We start from the raw sequence: 25,751 nt of genomic DNA, 5'->3' as shown, positions 1-25,751 counted from the left end.
ATCTCGCCCAAGTGTGATTTGGTTCCCCGCCCGGACATCCGTGCCCAGACGGAGAACCGAATCGCGTTTTACTTGGGCGAAATCACAAGCACTTACTCAAGTCCAACACATCCATACATTCGATGACGGAATCGGTCGCTCCGTCGGGGAACACGGGCTTATCCGGGGACGGCCCGATGGTCGGAGCGATCGGCGGCCAGGCACCTAGGCTGGGTATCGCCGGGGTTCTTGGTAGTTCATTGGGGACGGCAGCGAGGCGACTGTTTCCCCCTAGACCTCCCAAGCCTCCCCTTTGAAGTGCCTGGCCATAAATGCCTCCGACGCATCATGGTTTCCAAGAGTGATCCAGCCTAGCGGCCCCTGGTGAAGGGGCACGCTTCCGTTTACCACGACAGGCCAGATTCCGGATTGCCTCGTTCCCTTTCGGAAACAAAGGCGGGATCGTTCTCTGACGTTCAACCTTCAAGATGTCGATAATCCCTATCTGTGTCTCTTGAAGGAATCATGCGATCCGATGGCAGCCCGCTCTTCGGCTTCCCTCGCATCCGGGCGGATTGCCACATCATGAAGCGAACGTTGAGATTGAGCGTGGCAGGGAGAGCTGTCGCCGCCGCGATCGGGATCTCCCTGTTTACTTCCCTCGTCGCCGCGCAGTCGACCAGCCCAGACCTCCCCCCGGCCCAAAGCCAGCGACCGGGCCAGGTCTGCGCGGACGGCTCCCGCTCATCGGCGGCCCAACCGGAGGTCGCCGGCCCCCTAAGTGCCCCGGCCGCGTGGGGATCGGCCGACAAAGCCGCATGTGGCAACTGCGGCCGAGCCGGTTGTTTGGGCAAGGGATTCTGTCGTTTCGACCCCAAGATGGGATTCTTCGCCCTCGGGCAGCCGCACCAGTATGTGCCGCCGCCTAGCGGCTGGACGGTGATCGTGCCGCCGATCCCAGGTCCGAAACTGCCACCGAAACCGGGGGAGAAGCCCAAGCCGACGCCACCGAGTCCGTGGAAGCCGATGTTCTACCTCAACGACTTCCGCTACCTGGATCAGCCAGGCAACCCGTACCACGACCCGTTCGACTTCCTCAAGCGAATCACCCCGACCCCCTCGAACAACATCAAGGTGGATGTCGGAGGCGAGTTCCGTTGGCAAGGACGAGGCGAGGACAACCGCCGGCTCACGGGCGAGCAGAACAACTTCAACCTGTTCCGCGAGAAGCTCTACCTCGACGCCTGGTATCGGGACCGGTTCCGTTTGTTCATCGACGTCTTCTGGGCGGACGCTTCAAGGCAGACCGCCCCCCCAATTTTCTTCGACATTAATCACGGCGATATCCTCAACGCTTTCCTCGAGGCCAAGCTCTTCGAAGTCGGCGAGGGGGCCGTCTTGGGTCGGTTCGGTGCGCGACAGCAACTGCTGTTCGGCAATCAGAGGCTCGTCTCACCGTTGGACTGGGCGAACAGTCCCCGGACGTTCGACTACGTGGCGAACGGGTTCTATCGCAGCAAGACACTGGACATCGACGGATTCTGGTCCCGACCCAACGAGATCCTGGCGCGTCAGTTCGATAAGGCCAACTCGAGTCAGCAATTCTTCGGCTCCTACCTGGTCTACAAAGGAATCGCCAACCAGACGGTCGATCTCTACTACCTGGGGCTGCTCGAATCGGACCCGCTCGTCAAGGGACGGAACGGTGTCCTCGGTGGTTTCGGGGTGCATACACTGGGGACGCGCTGGCAAGGGAGCCGCGAGAACTGGCTCTGGGAGCTCGAGACCGCCTACCAATTCGGCAACCAGTCGAACCTCACCCGCAACGCCGGGATGGCGACCGGAGGACTCGGCCGGGCGTTCCCGAAGTTGTGGGCCAAGCCCGAACTCTGGTTCTACTACGACTACGCGTCGGGCACCCAGCACCCGGGCGAGGGGTACGCCACCTTCAATCAACTCTTTCCTCTCGGTCACAAGTACTTCGGATACATGGATATCGTGGGCCGGCAGAACATCCTCGACCCCAACGTGATCATGAAGTTCTACCCGAGCAAACGCCTCAACTTCCTGCTCTGGTATCATCACTTCAACCTCGCCTCGGCCCGCGACTCGCTCTACAACGGCGCCGGCGTCGCCATCCGGACCGACCCGACCGGCCAGGCCGGGACCTATGTGGGCGATGAGCTCGACCTCGCCATCAACCTGATCGTCAATCCCCATACCGACTGGCAGTTCGGCGTCTCGCACTTCTGGGCCGGCCCCTACATCCAGCAAACGGCCGCGAACCCGGCCCAGGCCCGGGATGGCTCCTTCTTCTACACCCAGTTCGTATTTCGCTTCTGACCCTGGATTCGCTCAGGTCGTTGCGGATCCGAGCCAGCGGAGGTGGTGGCCAGGCACCTAAGAAGAGCAAGGCGGGAAACCTGGGCAATTCGTCAAGACTCGTGACTGGACGCCGATCTTTGCTGAACCTTCCAGACGTCCCAATTGAAGTGCCTGGCTGCTAAGCTGCTCGTCCCACTCCCTCTGACGAGCGGTCCGTTGCTGGAGACTACCGGCACGCCCGATCTTCCTCTCGACCACCCGCCAGGGCATCGTCCCGCTCCTCATAGACTTGAATTGACGACTGTTGCCGCCCGCAATACCTCCAGCACGTCCCGTGGATCGCAGCCGTAGAGGCCGGAACCCGACGCCACGTTAGCCTCCACGACCGCCGGGCCGACGCCTCCGATGACCCCGGCATCGAGGACCAGTGCGGGCGGGAGATCCACACGGGGATCGGCGAGCAGCCGGTCCACCAGGCACCTCGTCGTCGCCGCCATCACGGGCTCGACGATCCACTCGTCGCCGACCCTGGCCAGGGCTCCGTCCAACCAGTAGGGGGACCAGGCGTGGACCCGACGGTCCCGCACAAAGAAGCGGAACTCGGCTGCCCATTCGACCGGCTCGGAAGCCAGAACCGGGTCGTCGTCGGGCATCTCGGGCAATTCGGAGCCACTGGCGTAGACCTTGGCCGGGAACGTCTTCTGGTTGGGCGGCTTGAGGAACATCGGGCCGGCGAGCGTCCGGGCCTCTGCGGCGGTCATCAAGCGTACCTCTCTTCCGACATACTCCCGAGGCAGCCCGACGAGGAAGTCCTCGGGCGGCTCGATCACCGCCAGCCCAAGCTGCTCGGCGACCGCCGTGTTGAACAGCGGCTCGGCGAAGAGGACGGGCTCCTCGGGCTCGAAGGCCTCGGGGCACCGCCAACTCGCTAGCCGCAGCACGTCCCAGCCGAGGACGATCGCCGCTCGCCGCAGCTTGATCGAGTCGTCAGAATACCGAGGTGAGTGGAGCAGCGTTGGCATGGACGGCTCTCGATCGGGTCAGGGCAAGTCCCTTGACCAGCCCCGTTTCTCCTGGGCCCGCACGTCGGACATGTCTCGAACCTCCACGTCGGTCGCCCTGTCCAAGCCCAGAGGGCCATGATGCCCATCACACCGAAGGGCTCGGCAAAGTTCGCCCGCCGAACGGCAACGCCCTCGAAGACACACGTCTCCGATCCCCGGTTCGCTGACCGAAGAGTCGGGGCTCTGGCCCTACGCAGCGATCCGACGGTAGAGTTCGGGGGCCGGGGCTTACCGGAGGCGACACAGGAGGTCCGAGGCGATGGCAACGATCAGCTATGTGAGGGGAGATGCCACCCAGCCGCAGGCCAAGGGGAACAAGGTCATCGCCCACGTCTGCAACGACCTCGGCGGATGGGGCAAGGGGTTCGTCCTCGCCATTTCCAAGCGTTGGGCGGGGCCAGAAGAGGAGTATCGTGCCTGGCACAAGGGCCGCTCGCGGAATGATTTCGGCCTCGGTGCGATCCGGCTTGTCCAGGTCGAGCCATATGTCTGGGTCGCCAACATGGTGGCCCAGAGAGGCATGAAGACGGGCTCGAACGGCCCGCCGATCCGTTACGAGGCGGTGCGTGCCTGTCTGAAGAAGCTGGCCGTTGAGGCCAGGACGTTGGGGGCGAGCGTCCACATGCCCCGGATCGGCTGCGGCTTGGCCGGAGGGCGTTGGGAGGAGATCGAGCCGATCATCTCCGACGAACTGACCTCGCAAGCGGTCAAGGTGACAGTCTACGACTTCGGCTGATGGGCCATCTCGCCTCGGCCAGCGCCCGAACGAAGAAAAAGGGGTCGAACGAAGCAAAGGGGTCGGGAGTGAATGTTACGAGGACAAGGATTCCGTACAGTAGTTTCCCAATCTCCTGGACACTGTTTTTGCGACGAAAACCAGTGCACGCCCGCTCTTAACCTCGTGCCATTCACTCCCGACCCGAATGGTACGAGGATAAGGTTTCCGTACAGTACCTTTTCAGGCTCCTGTACACTGTTTTTGCGACGAAAACCAGTGCACGCCCGCTCTTAATCTCGTGCCATTCACTCCCGACCCCTTTTTCGACCCTATAAATCAAGGGCGAAACGAACCGAAGGAATCAAGAAATTCGCTCACTCGAAATCGACACATCGCTCCGAATTCCTTCGGGTGGTTTTCTCCTTAAAAATAAGGTATCAAACCCATTGCCAGCCCTATGTCAATCGTTGGGACTCGCTTGAGCAAGGGCTAGTGTTCCTCAGCACGGTGGATTTGACTGCCGACTATTCGAGAGGTTTTCACATCGATGGGCTTGTTCTACTCGAACTTCACATTGTATGGCCCCGACCATCGACAAGTTGTTGACGCCGTCCGATGCTTGAGGCGCTCGGCCTATGTCAGCCCCACCATGAACGGTTTCACTACGGTCTACGACCGAGAGTCGGAACGTCAGCACTTCGACGTGATCGAAGGGATGGGACGCCAACTCTCTCTCGACCTCGAGTGCCCGGTTATGGGAGTCATCCTTCATGACGACGACGTGCTCTTCTACTGACTTTTCCTCTACGGAGATGTGCGTCATGTGTATAACTCGTCTCCCGCTTACTTCGATCCCGACTCCGAGCCTCTCCCCCCAGATGGAGGTGATTGCGATGAGCTCTGCAAGGCTTTCGGGGTCCCTTCAGCTGCCGATAGGGTTGAGGCGATCCTGCGGGAAGACCTTCTCGAGGAGGACGCGACTCTGGCCGGCGAATTGGAGCGGCATCGGGCACTCGCAGAAGCGCTCGAGATGCCGGATCATGCGATCGGGGTCGGCAATGATGCGATCCGGCACGCCTACCTCCCCGAGAGCGTGCGAGCCATCGCTTTCGAACACGTAGACAAAGTGTGATTAAACGCTCTCATCTTGCTTCGACGAATCGAAAAGAGGACATTCGCCAAGATTGCCGCGATCTGGGCAAAATGGGATACTACGAAAAGGCTCGCAGGGATAATCCTATCCAGCTTGAGCTAACCACTTCAAGATTTAAGAATATCCATTTCAATCTTCCCATTGGCGGTCTCCGCCAACGCCTGACGAAGCATCACCTGAGCGGTTCGAGGCGTAAGGCACTGGAGTCGGCGATTACGTACCTCGAGAACAACCGCAGGCACATGGCCTACGACCAGCACCTCAAGGCCGGCTATCCGATTGGCAGCGGTGTGGCCGAGGGGGCGTGCCGCCACCTCGTGAAGGACCGGATGGAGCAGACCGGGATGCGATGGACGGTGAGAGGCGCCCAAGCCATGCTGCATCTCCGTGCCACGTACCTCAATGATCAATGGGCCGAGTTCGTCGAACACCGGATTCGTCGCGAGCAAAATAGGCTATATGAACAAACGGCGGCGTAGCGCCCGGCGGGTTACACCCTTATCAAATGCCTGATCGGCTGGCTGAAGGAGTGTCGCCAGATCCTCTCATGGTTGGAGAAGACCGCCAAGAACTCTGGCGGCATGATCAAGATGGCGATTATTCAACGCCATCCTCGCCTAGGCTCTGATTGACCGTTTCCCGACAGATTTTAGCGCACTAAGCCTAACGCACTAATTATCACGAAAAACAAGTAAATCATTAACGCAATGACAAATCAAACAAACATCCAATAGTCAAAAATGCGATTTACAAGTCGCGTCAGCAAATAATTCAATTTTCTGAAATCAACTCGATTTTTCATTACATGAATTCCTGCAATCATGATTGGAATAAGCAAAACGAAAGCCTTTTCGGATCGAAAAGGGGACTTTCGTCAATATTGCCGCGATCTGGGCAAAATGGGATACTACGAGAAGGCTCGCAGGGATAATCTTATCCAGCTTGCGCTGACTACTTTCAAGAATCAAGAATGTTCCTTTATAATCTTCGATATGAGAACGCTCTTTGGCACAAAGTTACACATTTGCCTGTCGAGATCAGGCCTGAGTGACTACCCAGGCGACTAATGCCGCTGGCACGCGGGGACAATTCCGCAAGTGCGGCGGCTTTGGGAGGCTTCGGATCATGAGTGAGCTGGACTGGATTTATCAGCGAATCTTAATGTGCGGACTGGTGTCGGTTCGCAAGGCGTTGCGCCTCGGTGAGCATGAATACTGCAAATGCGAAATTGAGCATCTTCACGAGCTGCCGACGTTGATTGGAGACGAGAATATCCTCAGGCATAGGTACTATGCCACGGGAACGAGAGAACTATACAAAAGGTGCCTGATCATGATTGACAGCACTTTCGCACGCGATCATATTGAGACTGCCTATGTTGGTTACTGGAAAGCCCTCGACAGAATTCTTGAAAACGAGGGGGCATAATTCTAAGCTTTCGTTTGCCTGATGCAGTGATTATCGCAACTCACGTTTGCGTTGCATACGCAGAACGGGGGCACTAAAAGGGGGATATAGCGATTATCGACAGTTGCCGATAATCGCTATATCCCGAATGGCATGAAGCCAACGGTAAGGCGAAGCGGTTGTAGAGGTTGAGAAAAGAAGGGCCTCCTGGCACGATGGAGTTGCTTAACGACAGCAACGTGCACAAGAGGCCCTCTGATGCATCACCGGATTGATACCATTGTCACGCAGATTCGACAAGACATTGCCCTCCATCTCGCCCCCGAATCCATCTTCGAGGCCTGTCGCTCCGTGGGGCATACCTGGCGGCAATGCGTGCTCACTCCACCCGCGATTCTCCACTGGTTTGTGATCCAGGTCATCCATGGCAACACCGCCCTGACCCACATCTCGCTGTTCAGCGGTCGCAGCTTTACCGCCACGGCCTACTGTCAGGCGCGTCGTTTCTTGCCCTTGGCGGTCTTCCAGACCGTACTCCGCAACCTGCTCAAGGGGTTGGTTCCGGACACCCAAACCCAAGGCCTGTGGCGCGGCCACCGCACCTGGCTGGTCGATGGTTCGTCGTTCTCCATGCCCGACACTCCGGAGCTCCAGGCCAAGTTCGGTCAGCCCGGCAATCAGTCGCCCGGATGTGGGTTTCCCGTCGCCAAGATCCTGGCGTTGTTCCACGCCGGCACCGGCCTCCTTCTGGATGTCGTCGCAGCGCCGTTACGGACTCACGACATGTCGCAGGTGGGTGGAATCCATCCGACGCTGCAAGCGGACGACATCATGGTCGTTGACCGAGGTCTCAGTTCCTATGCTCATGTTGCGATGTTAAGCCGACGGCTTGTTCACGCGGTATTTCGCATACATCAGCGTCAGATCGTCGACTTCACGCCGGGCGTCCGCACTTTCATCTCGGTGAAAAACACGCAGAAGGGCTCCCCGATCGCGTTGGCTGCGAGGGCTTGGGATGCTCGATCAAGTCGTCGAATGGTTCAAACCCGTGGATGCTCCTGAGTGGATGACGGCGGAGGAATACGCGGCGTTGCCGGACACGTTGGTGGTCCGCGAATTGCGATATGATGTGGGCCGTCCGGGTTCCGGACGAAGTCTGTGACGCTGGTGACGACGCTCCTGGACGCCGAGCTTTACCCGCTGGAGCGCTAGCAAAACTCTATGGAATGAGATGGCGAGTTGAGCTGAATCTGCGTCACTTGAAGCAGACTATGAAAATGGATGTATTGAAATGCATGACTACGGAAGGCGTCCTCAAGGAATTGGCAGTTTATGCAATTCTTTACAATTTGGCATGTCTAGTGATGATGGAGGCGGCGAAACGTCAAAAGGTGGCGGTGGAGCGGATCAGCTTTATCGACGCACTGCGTTGGTTGATGCAGGCGAAACCGGGAGATGAATTGCCAGAGTTAATCGTCAATCCTGATCGCCCCGATCGCGTCGAACCCCGCGTGAAGAAGCGAAGACCGAAGCAGTACCCGTTGATGAAAAAGCCACGAGCGGAACTTCGTAACGACCTTATGGGCCAAGGAGTTATTTCTTAGGTTCATGCCATTCCGCCATATCCCCCTTTTTTCGCCCATTCAGAATGCCCCCTTCAATCATAAGACAAGACCTTCGACGGTTCCTGGGAATCAAGCCCTTCCGCCCGAAAACCTGGTGCATCCCCGTCGCTTCCGATTCGGCTACGAGACGGTGAGCTCGTAGAACTGCCGGGGCATGCTACGACTGGATCAATAACAGCTTTACCCCCGCCAGTACCGGTCGCTGGTTACAAAGCATCCCATAAGGCCGCAAGGAACTTATTGAAGCTCGCCCTGAAAAAGGACGGGGGCAGTGTCACAACCCGACAGCCCAAACCACACTCCGCCACGTCTTGGAAGAGACGCCCGGGGATTGATAAAAGTTGAGTTGATCGTCCGACCTCGCCAACTCTTCCATGACACCGCAATTTATTTCTTCAACGACCCTTGATCCAGAACATAACAAATACGTTTCAAGGAGCCTTCACGCGGCTTGGTACCGAATGCCCCCATGGCACGACGATCCGCACTTGGGCAAGAGCATCGGGGCCACTGCCTATAGGCTCGACCACGAGCCGGCTGGTCAAGGGCAGGATGGCTTCTTCATTCGCTGGACGATAACCGAGGACCACGAATACCACCTTCCGACAGACGGCGATGGAGTAGCGTCTGCCTTGCCAGCAGTAATTAGGCCCGTAATCGAGAGGCTTGGCCACCTCCCCTGCGACTTTGTTCTCGATCACCAACTCCCCAGGCAGGAGCAAGTCGGTTTCTCCACCGCCCACCTCGGAACCCTCGACGATGCGGATACTCCTGGACCGCAGGTGATCACGCAGACGAGACTGGAGCTCCCGCTCTGACAGCTTGTCCAAGCCAATGAACGTCCCGCCCTGCTCAGTCATGTCCAAGAACGATGCCAGACTGGGGATGGCGTCCCGGATGGCGTTGTGGACACTGGCGGGGAACCCCGCTGGCACTGCGTCTTGGAATCCTTCTGCGAGTCTCCGAGCCAGAGTCGGATCAGCAGTCCGCCACTCGTCCGGTAGAAGGACATCCTCTTCACGGATGGGGACCAGACGTGGCCGTTCTTCTCGAAGGGCAGCCAGACATTCAGCCGAGCAGGCCCCCGCAGCGGCGGTCTGGTCAATCCACTCGGTCCGAACTACCCCCATGCACTTGGCAGCATGCTCGGCTGACGTAGTCATTGCGATTTGAAAGCGATCATAGAAGACAATCCGGGCGGCAAGGGAGATGAGAGGAATGGCCTCTCTCGGGGCGAAGACGAACCCGCACTGTTTTTGGTGCTCGTAGGCCTGGGACCATTTCTCGGGGTCGAAGAATAGGTTGGGCGTCCCGACGTGCCCCTCCTGTGTCCTGGTCAGAATATCCCCACCTCTGGCGACGACCTTATTCAATGGAAGGTCTACCAGTACGTGCTCCGGTCGAAGGCCCTCGGCAATCTCTTTTAGCTCAGGGACCACAAGGGCGACTTCCCGAGCCTTATCGTAGACCATCGTCTCGAGTTCCAAGCGGCTGGCATCGTCCGACAGGGCCTTTAGAACCGGGGTCCAGAGCAAGGCCCGAGTGTCCCGCTGTTCGGTCTGCGGCAGTCCTTCTAGGCCCCCGATAAATCGGGCCGCCAATCCAAAAGCTCGCCCATAAATCTCCCGCTGGTGGATCGCCCGTCCCATCTTGCGAGATCCTTCCCCGCCGGACGCCAGCCCCTCTGATCCGACCCGCCCGCTGAGTATCCCAATCACACTATCGTCGGAACTATCATGGAAGAGTTCAGAGAGGGCAAAGGACGCCCGTTCTCCTGTTCGGCCAGTGCAATGAGCCGACGTATCATAGCCTCTGCTGAGCGGACCTTGTGATGGTAATAGACTCGATCGTAGAGGATGACCCGACCCACGATCATCTGCTCGTAGGCACCGAGCCCAGTCAGCGAGATTCCTATGTCGTAGAACCGACGCTTCGGTGCATTCTCGGCCCGCTTCCGAAGTTCCGGATTCGGTGCATTCTCAGGAGTAACGGTCACGACCTCCAGCTTGCTAATCAGTCGGTCTAAGTCTAGGCCTAACGGCAGGCCGGAGTGGTGGCTGTCACGGGCCATGTAGTCGAGTTTGTCCGCATCCAACGGTCCACTCACGATCCCCGACAGGTAGGTCGCCTTCAGATAGGAGCGGGAACCGAGAATTCGTGCTGCGATAGCGGGTGCAAGCCCCTCGGGCCTATTACTGGCACCGAAGTTCGGGTGAACCAAGACCTCTCTCATCGCATCACTGAGGACGATCAATACCGCAATGATCTCCGAGGGGGCGATCCGAGACACACCCTCGAACTCCTGACGAAGGACGGCCTCGATCTTCCTGAAATCTTCGGAATAGCGATCCCTCAGAAGGAATTCCGTGGCATGAGAGAAAGGCCCATGGCCAACGTCGTGAAGCAGGGCGGCAAGCCGGGTGGAGACTATGTCGTCATCGAGGTCGTCCGGAACCGGGATCATCTCATCCACGTCCGAGCCGAACCTCCTCCTATGGCCCGCGTTGCGGACTAGGGCACGGATCATCCTATCGGCGGCTTCGACGACACCTAGGGAATGTTCGAGGCGGTCGTGGCCTGCACCAGGATAAACGTAGTAAGCCATCCCTAGCTGACGAACCCCGCGAAGCCGCTGCATCAGCGGGCTGTCGAGGATGGCCGTCTCCCAGGGATACAGCTGAATCACACCCCAAATGGGGTCATTGACAGTCTTAGGGAACTGGGAGTTCGGCCGACGCGTGAGGAGACGCGGGATGATGGGCCCACACCACCGTTGAGCCAGCTCCGATAAATCGGTCCAGAGCCCACGCCCTTCCTCGCCGAGACGCTTTCGCAATGTAGGCGGATCGGACATGGCCATCCCTAATCGTCAAGAGGAAAGATGATTGCCCCAGGATGCCCGGGTGTCAACCTTCCTCAGTAGCAGAGAGGTTGTACTCCATCAGCTCGTCCTTCGCCCTCTCAAGCCCCTCGCGAAGGGCTTTCCCCCAGGAGGCCGCATCCTCTGCCGCGACTCCCAAGTCCCGGAGCAGTCTCCGGGCGACCCTCGGGCTAATTTGGACCTGCAGCGAGTGGTAGGAAGGGTTTGGGGCCGAGGTCAATTCCGACCGCTGGGCCCAATCGAGCACGTCGGGCAGCCCAACGCACTGAAGCCCGATGCGGGAGTCAGTGAACTGAAGTTCTTGACGCATCCAGTCAGGGAATGCGGTGGCCTCCATGGTTCGGTAGAGGGCTCGGTCCAACAGCCCATGCGAAGTCGGGATCGACCGGTCCTCTTCATCGCTCAGGACCCAGCACGAAACTAGCATCTGAGCAACGTCGTGCATTCGGGACACTTGGAGCCTCCTTCCCGCAAGCGGGTCATCCCTTCCGGCAGGCACTCGGAATGTGTAGTGAACCTACGTTATGCGGGGTCGGCCTTCAAGCCCTAACTGTTGACGGTCAGGAATTTTACCTCTCCATCCTAGTCTACGTCTATCACGCCCGAGACGTCTCATCGGGCAGTGGGCCCCTGAAACAACTAGTGGCCCTCCAGCACCTGTCGTTTGTCGCAGAGACGATGGGGGGGACTTTCTCATTCCCCAACTCTTTGCGCGGACAGATGTTGGCGGAGTTGTTCAGGTGATAGCTTGAGCAGCTCCCACCAGTCCAATGCGGGCAGCGCCACCCCCAGTAACTCATACGGTGTCTGGTCACGTCGGCGGCCGGTGCGGAACCGTCGAAGGTTCCAGTACAGTCGCTTCAGGTCCAGCAGGCCTTGTGTCATCCGGCGGTGCCGCGATTGCTGCATCCGCGCGACACTGTTGAGGCACTCGACCAGGCTGCTGGCGCGCCAAGCGTTGCGAAGCACGTGGCGGACCCGCGTCGCCGACTCCGGCCAGTCTGGATCAGCCCGGGCTAACTGCACCGTGCGGACCAGGACTCGCCCCCGCCTCACCGCGGCCGCTACCGAATCCTCCGCCGAACGATCGCGCTGGCGGCTCAGGCCCTCCAGTTCGAGGATCGCTTCGAGGACCGCGGGATCCAGTGACAATTCCCTCAACCCCGCCTGCACCCGATCCAGGAAGGCCAAGGACTCGGGACGGCTGAGCAGCCGTCGGGTTTTGGCCCACTCCGTTCCCCTCAGCCGTGGGAGGGCCTCGGCCAGGATCGCCTCGGCCTGCGGTCGATCCTGCAGCCGACCCGCTGCGGTGAACAGTTCCAACGCCCCGCGTGCCTGATCCCAGGCCGCCTCCACGGCCAGCGCCTGATCCCAGATCCGTTCGGCCCGACTCCAGGTCGCCGCCGCGCTGGCGCCATGGCCCTTGCAGGACTGACCGTTCCGCCCCCGGCGCGCGACCACCCGGTCCTGAGCCACGGCCTGATCCATGACTTTGGCGACTCGCCGCCAGGTCAACCGCAGGGCGCGCCGTCCCTCGCGGACGGTGTGGAAGACGTCCAGGCATTGATCCAACGATCGCGTCTCACCGTCACGCCGCCGCGCGGCCCGGACCAGGTCCAACCCCTTGAGCAGGCCGGTCCCACCGTCGCTGACGACGTACTGCAAGGCGGGGAGCTTGGCGAAGCTCGCCGCCCACGTCAGGCCATCGCGGCGCTCGGTCATGAGGCCCGTGACCCAACAGAGACTCGCCGGTTCGACGGTCATTAGGACGGGGGTCGGGCCGAAAAAATTTCATCGGCGGCCGCTTGCATGACCCGGGGCCGCGTGACGTCGTCGAGCACCTCGAGCAGTTGACGCGAGCGGCGTGCCGCCGCGGCGGAGGCCCGGCCCAAGGTCGCGACGCTGGGCGTCTTGGGTCCCAGCATCACGGCCAGGAGCCGACGGGCGACGGGGAGGCTGACCCCTTCGGCCTGGGCCTTACTGACGAACGCGGCTTGCATGTCGGCGGTGATCTCGACGGCGCGTTGCAGCCGGGCCTCGAACTGCTTCAGCAAGGCAGTCTGCTCAGCCAGGCGAGCTTCGAGCGCCTCGAGGCGCTGTTGAGTCAGCGTCCCTTCGACCGCAACGACGACGGCGGCGGCGTCGCGGTAAAGGCTTTGCCGGCTCTGTCCCTGGTCCTGGGCGTGGCGGGTGATCTCGCCGTGAGCACCGAACAGAACGGTTCGGGCGTTGGCCAAGCGGCGTCGGATGTGGGCAACCATCTCCATGGCGCGGAACTCCGTGGTGGTCAGCGTGGTCAGGCCGCCTGCTGATTGGACGTGTTCAGTATCGAATTGTCCACGGAGTTCCCCAAATTAATGGCGGAGTTGAGAAAGTCCCCGATGGGGAATCTTGTGCTTTGCCCTAACTCCTGATGGGAGAAGAAATTAAATACTCGACGGTTTAAGATCGCAGCAGAGTCGGTGGCCATGCACCTAAAGCGGATAAGGCGAGTAACTTGGAAAGTCTATCGAGGAGGGTGGCGACCAGGTACATCTCTTCACGGGATTCTCCAGGCCTCGCCACTGAAGTGCCTGACTAGACTGGGCACATTTTATCAATATTACGGAAGCCTCCGAATTCAACTTCAAAGACTTTCCTTGAAGATTACGCTCGCAAGCAGGACACCCACAAAGAGAAATGCTGGAAGTATGACATATGGAAGACGGCTAGGCTTTGAGGTGAATTTCCCGGCATCTAACACACATAAGAAGTGAAGAAGAACACCTAAGACACAAAAAAACAAGGACGCTATCGCATTTGCACCCGGCTCTCGTCCGATCTTGAGCAGTACGAATGATATCGCGTACATGCCTAGAACTAACAAACTCCAAGAAAGGCCTAAGAAAAGCCATCCTCTGTACAACTGCCCCAGTCCAGGTTGAAAATAACTCAGGACGGCGGCGGGACCGTTCCATGCGTTGGGTCGTACTCCGAAAAACTCCCCACAATGCTTGCACTTCTGAGCAACGGCTAATATCGTTTCCCCACAGAACGTGCAATCCTTGACTTTGCCTATCGAAGTCTCGGCTCGCTGGTTGGTAGTCGCGGAGATTGGGTTCTGCTGCGCAGGTCCGCCCAATCCCGTGGGTTCCACGTCGATTCGCTTCCCACAGCTAACACATTCGATATTGGTGCTATTAATACTTTTGGGAACCGGGACAGCACTTCCACAATTTGAGCATCTTACCGCAATGGTCACGACGTCACCTCCACGAAATTATTGAATGGACCTGCATTCAGAATCAATTATACATGACATGTTGACGAGGCACTTAAAAGGGAAACTTGGTGTGCTCTAGGTGCCTGGCCAACAGTCCTCTTGGTCGCCCGGGATGGAACCAGGTCCATCCCGGGCGAGCGGAGGTCGGGTTAACTCACCAGATCCGGACGCGGCGGTCGGGGGCAAGATAGAGCTTGTCACCCTCCTTGACGCCGAACGCCTCGTAGAACTCGGGCATGTTCCGGACCACGCCGTTGCAGCGGAACTCGGTCGGCGAGTGCGGGTCGACGGCCAGGCGGCGGATCAGCTCGGCGTCGCGGGTCTTCGAGCGCCAGACCTGCGCCCAGCCGACGAATAGGCGTTGGTCGCCGGTCAGGCCGTCCAGGGTCGGGGACGGCTTGCCGTCCAGGGCGATCCGGTACGCCTTGTGGGCGATGGTCAGGCCGCCGAGGTCGCCGATGTTCTCGCCGATCGTGAGGGCGCCGTTGACGTGCTGGCCGGGCATCTGGGCGGGTTCGAAGGCGTTGTACTGCTCGATCAGGAGCTTGGCACGCTTCTCGAACTCGGCGCGGTCGGCGTCGGTCCACCAGTCGTTGAGGTTGCCGTCGCCGTCGTACTTCGACCCCTGGTCGTCGAACCCATGGCCGATCTCGTGTCCGATCACGGCGCCGATGCCGCCGTAGTTGACCGCGTCGTCGGCGTCCATGTCGAAGAAGGGCGGGCGGAGGATCGCCGCCGGGAAGACGATCTCGTTCATCCCCGGGTTGTAGTAAGCGTTGACCGTCTGCGGGGTCATGAACCACTCGTTGCGGTCGACCGGCTTTGCGAGCTTCGCCAGCTCGCGCGCCGTCTCGAACGCGGCCGAGCGGCGGACGTTGCCGATCAGGTCGTCGCGGCGGATATTGAGCTTGGAATAGTCACGCCATTCGTCGGGGTAGCCGATCTTGGGGGTGAACTTGGCGAGCTTCTCGATCGCCTTCTTCTTGGTCTCGGAGCCCATCCAGTCAAGCGACTCGAAGTCGCGGCGGTAGGCCTCGATCAGGTTGGCGACAAGCTGCTTCATCCGCGCCTTGGCGGCGGGGGGGAAATGCTTGGCGACGTAGATCTTGCCGATCGCCTCGCCGAGCATCCCCTCGACGGTCGCCACCCCGCGCTTCCATCGAGGGCGGTTCTCGGTCGTGCCGGTCAGGGTCTTGCCGTAGAACTCGAAGCTCTCGTCGACGAACGGCTGGCTCAGCATCGGGGCGTAGTGGCGGATCACGTTCCAGGCGAGCCAGGTCTTCCAGTCCGCGAGCGGCACTTCGTCGAGGCCCTTGGCGAACGCGGTGAAGTAGTCGGGCTGGGCGACCACGACCTCCTCAACACCCTTCGCACCAATGCCGTCGAAGTAGGCGGGCCAGTCGAAGCCCGGGGCCAGCTCGACCAGTGCCTTGCGGTCCTTCTTGTTGTAGGTGAGCGTGTCGTCGCGGCTCTTGACGCGGTCCCAGTGGCTCTTGGCCAGGCGGGTCTCCAGCGCCAGGATCGTCTTGGCCGAGCCCTCGGGGTCGGGCAGGCCGGCCAGCTTGAGCATCCGGGCGATGTGGCCGACGTAGGCGTCGCGCTTCTCCTGGAACTTGGGGTCGCGGTAGTACGACTCGTCGGGCAGGCCGATGCCGCTCTGGCCCAGGTAGATGATGTAGCGGTCGGACTGCTTGGCGTCGGTGTTGACCCCCGCCGAGAACAGGCCGGTGACGCCCGCCTTGCCGAACTCGGCCAGGGCCTTCACGAGCGCTGGCTTGTCGGCGATGGCCTTGACCTTGGCCAGGTCCTCGGCGATTGGCGTGGCGCCCAGGGAGTCGACGGCGGCCTCGTCCATGAAGCTGGCGAACAGGTCGCCGACCTTCTTGGCCTCGGGGGTCTGCTCCCCCTCACCCTTGGCGGCGGCTTCGATCAGAACGCGGAGGTCGGCCTCGGCCTGGTCGCGGAGCTTGTAGAACGCGCCGTCCTGCGCGCGGTCGGCCGGGATCTCCGCGGTATCGAGCCAGACGCCGTTGACGTGGCGATACAGGTCGTCCTGCGGGCGGGCGGACTTGTCGACAAAACTCTTGTCGATCCCCGACTTGGTGGCGTCGGCGGCATTCAAAGACAGGGCCGTCACGATCGAGGCCAGCGCAAAGGCGGCCCAGGTCAGTCGTCTCATCCGAATACGTCTCCGGGATGCAAAGGGGCGTGGCCCGCGCCATCCGCCGGTGCGGGCCCATGCTCGTCTCGTCACTCAACATGCACGCATCAACAAAAGGAATAGAGAAACCCCTTCTCCACATCCCCTTTGCTTGACTATCACAACATAAACATGATTACACACAAAAATAACGAGTGTCAAGCCTCAATTTCGGAGAGTGAAAAAGAGACTTGACACCAATGTTTGCCACATTACCGGGTCTTCCGCCCGGATCCATCAACCTTTGCCGTTGCCACTGTATTAAAAGTACCTGCCCATGCGAAGGTCCAAAGACAGGGAGCTCACGCTCCCCGCTCGCCTTTTAAGAGGCGAGCGAAATCCATGGCACCACGATCGCGTTGGTCTTCGCTCGCCTTTGAAAGGCGAGCGGGGAGTGTAAGCTCCCTGTCTTCCGACGGATGAAGAGCCCTGGTAACGTGCCGACAGTCTCAAGGGAACAGGGAACGCTCGCTCCCCGTTCTTCTTGGATGCCGCAAACTCCAAACGATTAATATTTCGGAATCAGTTTGGCTCGTTCTTCGTACTGGGGGTTGTGGTGCCACTCATTGCGCTGGCAGCCGAGGCCGCGTCGGAGCTCGTCTTGCGCCAGGTCGGCCCAGGGGGTCTTCGGGTGCATCTCGATGACCTGCTTGAGCAGGGCCTGGGCCTGGACGTACTTCTTCTGGGTGTTCTCCTTGGGCGCTTTGCGGGTCGGCGAGTGGTCGATGATCCATTCGACGACAAGCGACTGGCTGGGCATCGCCTTGGGCTTGGGAGGCGACTTACCCATCTCCTCGATCCAGGCGCGGTACTCGTAGGCCTTAACCTGATAGGCAACGACCTGGGCCAGCATCAGGTCGTAGTGCGCCTGCCAGCGCTTCAGCGGCTCGCGGTCGCGGAGCGGCTTCAAGGCGGTGAGCCGCTCCTCGATCTTCAACAGGACGTTGAGCCGCTCGGTTGCGACCTGGTAGGCTTCCTCGCAGGCGGGGATGAGCTCCGCCGGGTTGATCGGAAAGTGGCGGCGGAACGGGTAACTCTTCGTCTCCTGGATGATTGCGAAGAGGGTCCGGCGAAATTCCGACTTGGCCCGCCGCTCGCGGTAGGCCAGGCGATTATCGTACTCGGGTACGTATTCCTTGAGGGTCTTGATCGAGTAGAGCTTCTCGCGCTGAGTGACCCGCATGCCCTCTTCGCTGGGGAGCAGGAAGTAGATTCCGCCGGTGTCCTTGGCCAGGCGGGCGAGTTCGTAGGGGGCGAACCCTGAAGGTTGCTCTTCCCAGCGATCGTGCAAACCGTCCCACTGGAGCAGCTCGAGGTCGGCGGTTTCCGGGCCTCGGCGAATCCCGGGCCAGTATTCGTCCTTGGTCACCGGGTCGATGTAGCGAATGCGGGCGGTGCTAAAACCGAAGAGCGACTGCCGACCGATCACGTAGATCGGGACCTTCATCGCGATGGCCGCCTGGCGTGCTTCCTCGATCTTGTCGCCATCGTCGCCCGACTCGTCAGTCACGAGCACGATCAGCAGCCGACGATCTTTCTTGATGATCGGAGAGTAGTGCCCGATCACGTCGTGGATCGTCTGCATCGTATTCTCAACCCCCGTCTCGTCGACGCGGAGATGGTCGATCGCCTTGCCGATCTGGTCGATCTCGAAGGTGGGCTTCTCCAGCTCGAAGTGGGTCTCCTGGCCGAAGCCGACGATCGCATGAGTGAGCGGCGCGGCCTGCTTCTTGCTGGTATCGACATTGATCTTCAAAGCCGAGGCGACCTGGTCGAACTTCTCTTTGATGGCGCGCTGGTCGTCCTTCATGCTCGCCGACTCATCGAAGAGCCAGACGACCGTCAGCTTGTGCTGTCCGAGGTGTCTGAGGATCTCGCGAGCGAGTTGATCGAGCGCCTCGCCCACCTCCTTGGCCTCGAAGGTGATGTCTCCGCTGATCATGCCCCCGCTGCCGAGGTCGACGCCAAGCTTGGTCGCGGTCGGGATCATGCCCAGGCCCGAGATATTGGCAACGACCTTGACGCCGGGAAGGCTCGTCCCCTCGCCGATGCCGCGGCCGACGCCACGCACCTGTGGAGTGGCCGAGGGTGGACCGGTTCCAATCCCGCTGAAACCGCCCCCTCCTCCATCACTCGCCGTGGCCTGCGACCCTTCGCTGCCCGCCGATTCGTCACTCCGCTGTTCGGCCGGTGTGGCCAGAACGTGAAGCGCTTCCTCCTCCGACCCCTTACCGGAAACGAGGGCGGAGTTGATGTTGGCGACCACCTGGCGGACTTCGGTCGAGAACGTCGCCGCCCCCAGGATCGTGAGAACGACCACATGAATGACGAACGAGACGACCCACGACGGCGCATCGTATCGCTTTCGGCGTCGCTTCTTCTTTTTGGGCTTCGGTTTGGGCGCCTCAGCTTGAGCCGGTTCGGCCGGCGTTTGAGGCGGCTCGCCGGCCTTGTCCGCGGCAGCGGTCGGTGTTGATGCGGGTGTGGGGGCGATGGCCGACTCTGGCGCCGGGGTGACCGGAGCCGGTGCGGGTGACGAGGTCGCGGGCGTCGCCGCGGCGGATGGGGGGGAGACGTGCTCCTCGGTCGGCGGCAAGGGTTCCATGGCTGGCGGATTGGAATCCGCCAGATTATAGAGGCCGTCGCTCGACGAAGGGGTCGGAACGTGGAGAGCCATCACACATCATCCTCAAAGCCTTGAGGAGGAGGCTTGCCGCCGATCCCGCAAAAGCTCGCGCCGGGCGGCCACCGAACGCCCGACAGGGATCAGTCCTCAGAGTTTCGGAACCTCGACTGGTTTGGCCATAGTCTTCATCGCCTCTTTCTGCCTCTTGGCGGCGGGGGAGTCCATCTTGGGCCGTTCGATCGGCTTGACGTAGGTCTCAACCCACTTGAAACCAAAGGCATCCTTCAACTCGCGTTTGGCCAGCAGGGCCCAGGGGGTATTGGGATGCTCGTCGACGACGCGTTGCAGGAGGTCCTTGGCCTGCTTGGCCGCGGAGGCTGCCTTGTCACTATACCGGATCTCATCGCTGGGCACGAGTTTCCAGGCGTTCGAGTTCTCGTTCTTGAACTTGAGGGCGTCCTTCTTCATCGAGGCGCACGCCCAATTGTACTCGTAGCAGCGGATCTTCATCGCAAGGAGCCGGCCCCGGATCAGGTCGTAGTGGGCTTGCCAGCGTCTCGAGGTCTCACGGTCGCGCAGCTTGGCGGCCTGCATGATCGGCACCAAGGCCTCATCCACGGCGTTGGCCGTCAGCGCGGCCTTCGTCTGGTTATCGGCCATCACTTCCTTGAACTCAGGGCCGTCGGCCGCGGGGAACGTCAATGTCGGCTGGGGGCCCATCCGTTGCTGCGTGATCTGCGCCGCTTCGAGTACAGCCTGGCGGATCGGGTGCTTGGCCACGGCCGCCTCGTACTGCTGCCGACTGACCAGGTCGGGCTTGTACTCGCGCATCATGACCGGGTCGAACCCCATCCGGGAAGCGCCCATCCGGGTCACGAAGAAGATCCCGCCGGTCGCGTTGGCCAGGCGGCTCAGAGCGTACGGGCCGAACCCGGAGTCAAGCAGGTCGTACTGGTAGCCGTCGTACCAGAATGGGAGCTTGATCTGTTCGAGGGCGACACTCTCCGGCCCCTGGCGAACGGGAAGGTTGCGAAATCGCTGCTTGGACTTGGGGTCAAAATAGTCCATCACGCCCATCGCTCGGCCAAACAGGGCCTGCGAGCCGAGGACGTAGACCGGCACCTTGGCCCGAGAAGCCACGTCGATCGCCTCTTCGAGCCGCGGCTCGTCGTCGCCGACCTCGTCGGTCACGACGATGATCATCGCGTGATATCGGTTCCCCTGGGCGTCCTTGTAGTGGCCCCAGCGGCGGACGATCTCGGCGACGGTTCCGAAGGTGGTCTCGATCCCGGTCGTATCCAGAGGAACCGAATTGATGGCGCTGACGATCTCCGACTTGTCGGCGGTCGGCGCCGTGGTCATCGCGCTCCGATCGCTGCCGAAGGCGACGACCGAGGTGAGCAGACCGCCCGCGGCACTCAATTCCTTGCCGTCGAGCTCGGCGATGTGGCCGTAAATCGTGTCGATCTGCTTGCCGAGCTTCTCGCGTTCCACGGTCAGGCTGCCTGAGGCGTCAAACGCCCAGATCACCAGGGTCCGCCCTTTCTCCAGGCGACCGAGGATCTCCTGGGCAATCCGATCGACCGCCCCGTCGACCCCGTCGGCATACTCCGCGCCGTTGCCTTTGATCGACACGGTCTGGCCGAGCAGTGTGGCCGTCGGCACCGCGACCCGGGTGGCCTGGCTGACGTCGAGCGAGGCGAGCTGCAGCGTCGACGCCTGCTTCGCGGAGGCGGAGTCCATCGGGTCGATGCTGACCCCTGGAGGAGCCGTGACGACCGTCGGCGCCAGGTTCGGAGCAAAGGATCCCCCGACCGGCGTATTGGTCAGGGGCTTATCCTCCATGTCCAGATCCTGGAAATCGGTCTTCGCTTCCAGCTCGCCGAGCGTGGTGTGGTCCTCCACCCGGCTCTGAAACTCGCGTTGAACCTCGTTCTGGACCGCGAGCCCCGCCATGCCCAGGCCAAGCAGGAGCACCGCGTGAACGCCCACGCTCACCAGGATGGCCGGAACCTCGATGTCCAGCCGTCCCCCCAGCCAGCGCGAGGCTTGCGGGTAACGCCGATCAAGGCCACGAAGAAAGGCACGAAAACCGGAGTCTTCACGCTCAACCTCGGCGACCGCGCTCGCCTGTTCGCTCGGCGCCTGGGGAGCACGAGCGACCATTTGTTCCCGGACTGCGGCTCGGATCCCCACGGTTCTCATCTCCTCAAAGGACTCCCCTACCCCGTCGTCGAGGTGGAACCAAGTCCCTTTATGAGTCGCGTTACCGGGCTCCTCCGGTTGGCCAGGCCAGCCGGGATCGTCACGAATCAACGATACGTTGATTCCATCCATTATCTTAGCCGTCCTGCCCAGGTCGGGCAATCCGGTTCCCTTCCACATTTTTCGGACCAACGAGGCTGTGAACCCATCAGGTTTTTCTCAAACAAGCTCAAAAGGCAAACCCCGATTCGAATCCAGATGCCGACCCGATGCGTCGACAGCCCCAATTGCCCTCGAGTCCATCGGGCAGGCACGGCAAAATGTCCCGAAGCCCGCCCGCCGTTTGTGATAATCTGCGTCATGGACCCTGAAATTCGTCCGCTACGCTCCGACGACCTGCAAGAGCTCAGCCGGTTCTTGATCGAGGGGTTCCATGCGCCTCGCGATGCCGACTTCGCCGCCCCCGACGTCCTGCGCTGGAAGTACCTGGACCCGATCCAGGGGGGCGAGGCCACTCGGAGCTTCGTCGCCATTGAGGGGGAGCGGATCGTGGGGCACGTTGGCCTCTGCCCGACGGCCTTCGAGGGGGGCGGGCTCCCTTCGGGCGGAATCACAACGCTGCACATGATCGACTGGCTCGGTTCCCGGGTCCACCGCGCCTTGGGAACCGCGCTGATGCGACAGGCCCATCACGAGGGCAAAACGCAATACGTGCTCGTGGCCAACGCACAGGCCAGACGCGTGACCGGCGGGGCCGGTTACACGCCGGCGGCCGAAGTCACAGTTTTTCAGAAAGTCCTCCGCATCGGCTACCGCTGGCGGGCGCCGGGCCTTGGCCCTGGGGCTCGCCTGCTGCGGGTAGGCCGGGACGCCGCCCGCAAGGTGCGGAATCCGGGACGCCCGCCCCAGGTCGTGGTCGAGTTGCGTCAGGTCCGGGAATTCGGCCCCGAAGTGGACCCGATCCTCGAGGGCTGGCGGACTCGCGCGATCCTGACGAGCCGCTCCCCCGAGCGGCTCAACCACACGTTGCGCTACCCTCGGCCGGGGATGACGGGCTGGTTGATCCTCGAGGGGGGGCAGCCCCGCGGGTTCGCCCTCTTGAACATCGTCAGCCAGGGCGCGGTCCGAGCCGGCAAGCTCGTGGAGTGCCTCGTGGACGGCGATGACAGCGTCCTTCAACACGCGGCCATCGTCGCACTTACGGAAGAACTCAAACGCCAGGGCGCGGACGTCGCCACTGGCTTCGCCAGCACCCCGTGGACCGCCGAGGCCCTGCGGCTCAGTGGATTCATCCCGACGCATCACCTCGAACTGATCCTCCGCGATCAGGAGGGCCTGATCCCCGAAGGGGTTCCCATTCACCTCTCCCCCTTCGAGGCGGATTACGCCTACTCTTCTTGATGTGAAGTCGAGTGGAGCGCCCTCGACGGCCGGACTTCCGCACAAACGAACGAAAACGGCTCGAATTCCGGACTTCGCCCCATCGTGCTTTCAGCCAGTGGCACCGAGCCCGTATCATTGAAATCCAGGCGTTAATCATCGTAACTACGGAAATCGTGTATTTCTTGATGCTCATTCGAAATAAGAGAGAGATCATGGCCCGAGCATTCAACCAGCTCGGCCTGACTCGTCTTCTGGAGCGTGCGGCGAGGCGGCCGGCGGTCCTGGTCGCGACGTTTCATCGGATCGGCAACCCGGCGAACGAGGCGTTCTATGATGGCGTCTACTCCGCTTCACCCGAGGCGTTCCGTGCCCAGGTGCGCCACCTCCGCGACCGCTTCCGGCTGGTCACACTCGACACCTTGATTGCGATGGCAGATGCCGACTCCGAGTTCGCGGTCGACCGGCCCACCGCGCTGATCACATTCGACGATGGCTATCGTGACAACTTCGACGTCGCCTTCCCCATCCTCCAGGAACTCGGCGCTCCGGCGACGTTCTTCATCCCCACCGGTTTTTATTCCCGCCCCCAGGTCCCCTGGTGGGACCACACGGCCTACGTCCTGAAGCGGACCAGCAAGACGCGAATCACCCTCGACTGGCCCGAACCCGTCGACATCCACCTGGAGCAGAGCCCGCGAACGACCGCGAACGCGATCGCGGCGGTCGTGCAGCTCTATCTCGACGGCAAGGTGGACGACGAAGCCCGATTTCGTACCCACCTCGAGGAACGAGCCGAGGTCGTCCTGGATGACAATGCGCTGGGCCAGGCTCTGTTCATGACCTGGGACCAGGTCCGCCACCTGGCCGATTCAGGGATGACGATCGGCTCGCACGCGCACGACCACCGCGCTCTGACCTCGCTCTCGGAGACCGACCAGCGCCACGAACTGATCGAGTCAAAGCGAATCCTCGAGTACGAGGTCGGCCGCGAGATCGAAGCACTCGCCTACCCGTTCGGCTGGGCGGGAACGTTCGACGATCAAACCCAGCGCCTCACCCACGAAGCGGGCTATCGCCTGGCCTTTTCCTCGGCCGAAGGAGTGAACCGGCCCGGCGAGTCCGACCTTTTTGCCCTCCGCCGACTCAACGTGGGCTACCATGATTCCGCCCCCTTGTTTCGGGCCCGGACGGCCCTGCAAACCTCGTTCGGAACCTCGTTCCTTTAGAAAACCAGAGAGGGCCGGCGGCACGTTCTGAACACAATGCCACCGCGCCCACCGATCCCAATCAACACATAAAAGATCATCACAACAAGAGTAACCGTCCGTAGGGCTCGGAGATCGGGGTGCGAATCGAACTTTGCAATCCCTTCCTCGGAGTTCTCACGGCCGGTTGACTCTGGTCCATCCGGCCCGTTACGATCGCGTTCGGTCGGCTCGCGCCGGGGAAAATCGGTCCGGCCGGCTTCGACTGGCCCGGCGTGCCCTATCCCTTATTCGTGGTGATCGACTCGTGCACATCTTGCTGACCAACGACGACGGCGTTTTCGCCCCGGGCTTGCGGGCGTTGCGCAAGGAATTGCAGCGGCTGGGGGAAGTCACGGTGATCGCTCCGGCCATGGAGCAGAGCGGGGTTGGTCACTCGATCACGCTTTTGAGCCCCCTGGTTGTTAAACAGGTGGATGATGACGACGGCACAACCCTGGGCTGGATGGTCGAGGGGAGCCCGGCCGACAGCGTCAAGCTCGCGATCTGCGAGTTGATGCCCCGCCCCCCCGACTTGATCGTCTCGGGCATCAACGCCGGCTCCAACGCGGGGATCAACGTCCTCTACTCGGGCACGGTGGCCGCGGCGATCGAAGGGGCCTTCTTCAAGATCACGAGCGTGGCCGTCTCGCTCGAGCTTGCCGAACACTTCGACTATCCTCACGCCGCCCGCCACGCCACACGGGTCGTCGAGCGAATCCTGGCGAACAAGCCCCCCAACGGCTCCTTGTTCAACGTCAACCTGCCCGCCCACTCACGCGGCGAGCCCAAAGGGGTCCGCGTTGTGCCAATGGGCATCGGCCGCTACGGCGAAGGCTTCGAGCGCCGGCAGGACCCGCGGGGGCGGACGTATTACTGGATGACGTACAAGCCGCCGTTCCACCTCGAAGGCCCCGAGACCGACGTCACGAGCCTTTGCGATGGCTATATCACCGTCACCCCGCTCCACTTCGACCTGACCCGTTATGACCTGATCCCCGAGGTCGGCGGCTGGGACTGGAACGGTACGTCGGCGCCCGCCTCTCCAAGCAAAAATCCATAAACCATTATAGCGATTGCCAGGAGAATTCTTTATGCGTCTTCGGCTGCAACGCCTCCGCTCCACCCCGCTTGGCGTCTCCTTGCTCTTGCTCGCCCTCGCCCCCGGCTGCGAGGAGCCCCGCCACGTCAAGACGACGCTCAACACTCCTTCGGCCCCTGCCCCGGAAACAGAACAGGCCCCTGCCCCGGAGGTCGTTCAGCCGCGTGAGATCCTGGGCCAGAGGACGACGGACATCCGCAACGCGGACAACGAATTGAAAAAGGGGGCGCAGGTCGCCACCACCCAGATCACGGCAAAGGATCCGATCACCCTCGCCGGTAACGCTTACGTCACCATCGTCGGCCGGACTTCGATCCTGCAGATCGATCACGCGATGGGCCTCTACCAGGCCGCGAACGACCGCTTCCCCAAGGATTTCACCGAGTTCGAAGCCGAGATCATCAAGGCGAACAACATCGCTCTGACCAAACTCCCCGACTACCAGAAGTACGGCTACGATGAGAAAGCACACAAGCTCATCATCCTGGAATACCCCGATCGCAAGTAGGCCCTTCAGAAGCAGGACGACGCCAAGTACGGCCGCTGAGCCGATCTGGAAAGCCTATTCCTCCTTGGG

21 protein-coding genes are annotated in these 25,751 nt (G+C 61.2%); 11 read left to right on the top strand and 10 right to left on the bottom strand.

The features are described from left to right. Positions 1-564: 564 nt before the first annotated feature. The gene (locus V5E97_RS06025; RefSeq protein ID WP_406698392.1) at positions 565-2,322 is read left to right on the top strand and encodes an alginate export family protein; all 1,758 of its coding nucleotides are present in this window, start codon (positions 565-567) and stop codon (positions 2,320-2,322) included. Between the two features lie 263 nt (positions 2,323-2,585). On the opposite strand, the gene V5E97_RS06020 is transcribed toward V5E97_RS06025, so the two are convergent. Continuing rightward, positions 2,586-3,326, bottom strand: a complete 741-nt coding sequence (locus V5E97_RS06020; protein WP_406698391.1) for an ATP-grasp domain-containing protein — start codon at positions 3,324-3,326, stop codon at positions 2,586-2,588. A gap of 301 nt (positions 3,327-3,627) precedes the next feature. Between V5E97_RS06020 and V5E97_RS06015 the strand changes: the two genes are divergently transcribed. Beyond that, the gene (locus V5E97_RS06015; protein ID WP_406698390.1) at positions 3,628-4,104 is read left to right on the top strand and encodes a macro domain-containing protein; all 477 of its coding nucleotides are present in this window, start codon (positions 3,628-3,630) and stop codon (positions 4,102-4,104) included. A 529-nt stretch (positions 4,105-4,633) separates the two neighbouring features. After that, complete coding sequence (locus V5E97_RS06010; RefSeq protein WP_406698389.1) at positions 4,634-4,882, top strand: hypothetical protein; 249 nt, start codon at positions 4,634-4,636, stop codon at positions 4,880-4,882. A gap of 126 nt (positions 4,883-5,008) precedes the next feature. Here the strand turns inward: V5E97_RS06010 and V5E97_RS06005 are convergent, their stop codons facing one another. After that, entirely contained in the window at positions 5,009-5,161 is a 153-nt protein-coding gene (locus V5E97_RS06005) for a hypothetical protein (RefSeq protein ID WP_406698388.1), read from the bottom strand. A 128-nt stretch (positions 5,162-5,289) separates the two neighbouring features. On the opposite strand from V5E97_RS06005, the gene V5E97_RS06000 reads away from it, so the two are divergent. The 4 genes from V5E97_RS06000 to V5E97_RS05985 all read left to right on the top strand — a co-directional run bounded on the left by V5E97_RS06000 (position 5,290) and on the right by V5E97_RS05985 (position 8,250). Continuing rightward, complete coding sequence (locus V5E97_RS06000; RefSeq protein WP_406698387.1) at positions 5,290-5,718, top strand: hypothetical protein; 429 nt, start codon at positions 5,290-5,292, stop codon at positions 5,716-5,718. A 646-nt stretch (positions 5,719-6,364) separates the two neighbouring features. Further along, the gene (locus tag V5E97_RS05995; protein WP_406698386.1) at positions 6,365-6,667 is read left to right on the top strand and encodes a hypothetical protein; all 303 of its coding nucleotides are present in this window, start codon (positions 6,365-6,367) and stop codon (positions 6,665-6,667) included. A gap of 237 nt (positions 6,668-6,904) precedes the next feature. Further along, entirely contained in the window at positions 6,905-7,708 is an 804-nt protein-coding gene (locus tag V5E97_RS05990; protein WP_406698385.1) for a transposase, read from the top strand. Between the two features lie 62 nt (positions 7,709-7,770). Beyond that, positions 7,771-8,250 carry a transposase gene (locus tag V5E97_RS05985; protein WP_406698384.1) on the top strand — a complete coding sequence of 160 codons (480 nt, stop codon included), beginning with the start codon at positions 7,771-7,773 and terminating at the stop codon, positions 8,248-8,250. Positions 8,251-8,702: 452 nt separating this feature from the next. Here the strand turns inward: V5E97_RS05985 and V5E97_RS05980 are convergent, their stop codons facing one another. The 8 genes from V5E97_RS05980 to V5E97_RS05945 form a co-directional block, all read right to left on the bottom strand. Beyond that, positions 8,703-9,758 carry a hypothetical protein gene (locus V5E97_RS05980; RefSeq protein WP_406698383.1) on the bottom strand — a complete coding sequence of 352 codons (1,056 nt, stop codon included), beginning with the start codon at positions 9,756-9,758 and terminating at the stop codon, positions 8,703-8,705. 227 nt (positions 9,759-9,985) lie between these two features. Beyond that, entirely contained in the window at positions 9,986-10,957 is a 972-nt protein-coding gene (locus tag V5E97_RS05975) for an HD domain-containing protein (protein ID WP_406698381.1), read from the bottom strand. A gap of 220 nt (positions 10,958-11,177) precedes the next feature. After that, the gene (locus V5E97_RS05970) at positions 11,178-11,606 is read right to left on the bottom strand and encodes a hypothetical protein (RefSeq protein WP_406698379.1); all 429 of its coding nucleotides are present in this window, start codon (positions 11,604-11,606) and stop codon (positions 11,178-11,180) included. A 239-nt stretch (positions 11,607-11,845) separates the two neighbouring features. Beyond that, a complete protein-coding gene (locus tag V5E97_RS05965) occupies positions 11,846-12,916 on the bottom strand; it encodes a hypothetical protein (RefSeq protein WP_406698378.1) in 1,071 nt (356 codons plus the stop codon). Then, positions 12,916-13,419 carry a hypothetical protein gene (locus V5E97_RS05960; protein ID WP_406698377.1) on the bottom strand — a complete coding sequence of 168 codons (504 nt, stop codon included), beginning with the start codon at positions 13,417-13,419 and terminating at the stop codon, positions 12,916-12,918. Before V5E97_RS05960 ends, V5E97_RS05965 begins: the two co-directional genes overlap by 1 nt. A 1,149-nt stretch (positions 13,420-14,568) precedes the next feature. Continuing rightward, the gene (locus tag V5E97_RS05955; RefSeq protein ID WP_406698376.1) at positions 14,569-16,593 is read right to left on the bottom strand and encodes a M13 family metallopeptidase; all 2,025 of its coding nucleotides are present in this window, start codon (positions 16,591-16,593) and stop codon (positions 14,569-14,571) included. 529 nt (positions 16,594-17,122) lie between these two features. Continuing rightward, a complete protein-coding gene (locus V5E97_RS05950) occupies positions 17,123-19,291 on the bottom strand; it encodes a vWA domain-containing protein (protein WP_406698374.1) in 2,169 nt (722 codons plus the stop codon). 96 nt (positions 19,292-19,387) lie between these two features. Next, on the bottom strand, positions 19,388-21,577 hold the full coding sequence (locus V5E97_RS05945; RefSeq protein WP_406698373.1) for a vWA domain-containing protein: 2,190 nt from the start codon (positions 21,575-21,577) through the stop codon (positions 19,388-19,390). A 228-nt stretch (positions 21,578-21,805) separates the two neighbouring features. Here V5E97_RS05945 and V5E97_RS05940 point away from each other — a divergent pair, with 228 nt between their 5' ends. The 4 genes from V5E97_RS05940 to V5E97_RS05925 all read left to right on the top strand — a co-directional run bounded on the left by V5E97_RS05940 (position 21,806) and on the right by V5E97_RS05925 (position 25,682). Continuing rightward, positions 21,806-22,846 carry a GNAT family N-acetyltransferase gene (locus tag V5E97_RS05940; protein ID WP_406698372.1) on the top strand — a complete coding sequence of 347 codons (1,041 nt, stop codon included), beginning with the start codon at positions 21,806-21,808 and terminating at the stop codon, positions 22,844-22,846. Positions 22,847-23,040: 194 nt separating this feature from the next. After that, complete coding sequence (locus V5E97_RS05935) at positions 23,041-24,054, top strand: polysaccharide deacetylase family protein (protein ID WP_406698371.1); 1,014 nt, start codon at positions 23,041-23,043, stop codon at positions 24,052-24,054. Between the two features lie 286 nt (positions 24,055-24,340). Continuing rightward, positions 24,341-25,135, top strand: a complete 795-nt coding sequence (gene surE / locus V5E97_RS05930) for a 5'/3'-nucleotidase SurE (protein ID WP_406698370.1) — start codon at positions 24,341-24,343, stop codon at positions 25,133-25,135. A 31-nt stretch (positions 25,136-25,166) separates the two neighbouring features. Further along, positions 25,167-25,682, top strand: a complete 516-nt coding sequence (locus V5E97_RS05925) for a hypothetical protein (RefSeq protein ID WP_406698369.1) — start codon at positions 25,167-25,169, stop codon at positions 25,680-25,682. The last annotated feature ends 69 nt before the right edge of the window (positions 25,683-25,751 follow it).

The sequence above is a fragment of the Singulisphaera photorubra genome (assembly GCF_045290345.1).
Taxonomy (GTDB): Bacteria; Planctomycetota; Planctomycetia; order Isosphaerales; family Isosphaeraceae; genus Singulisphaera.
Note: the sequence above shows the minus strand (reverse complement) of the source record. Positions and strands in the feature narration are given on the sequence as shown.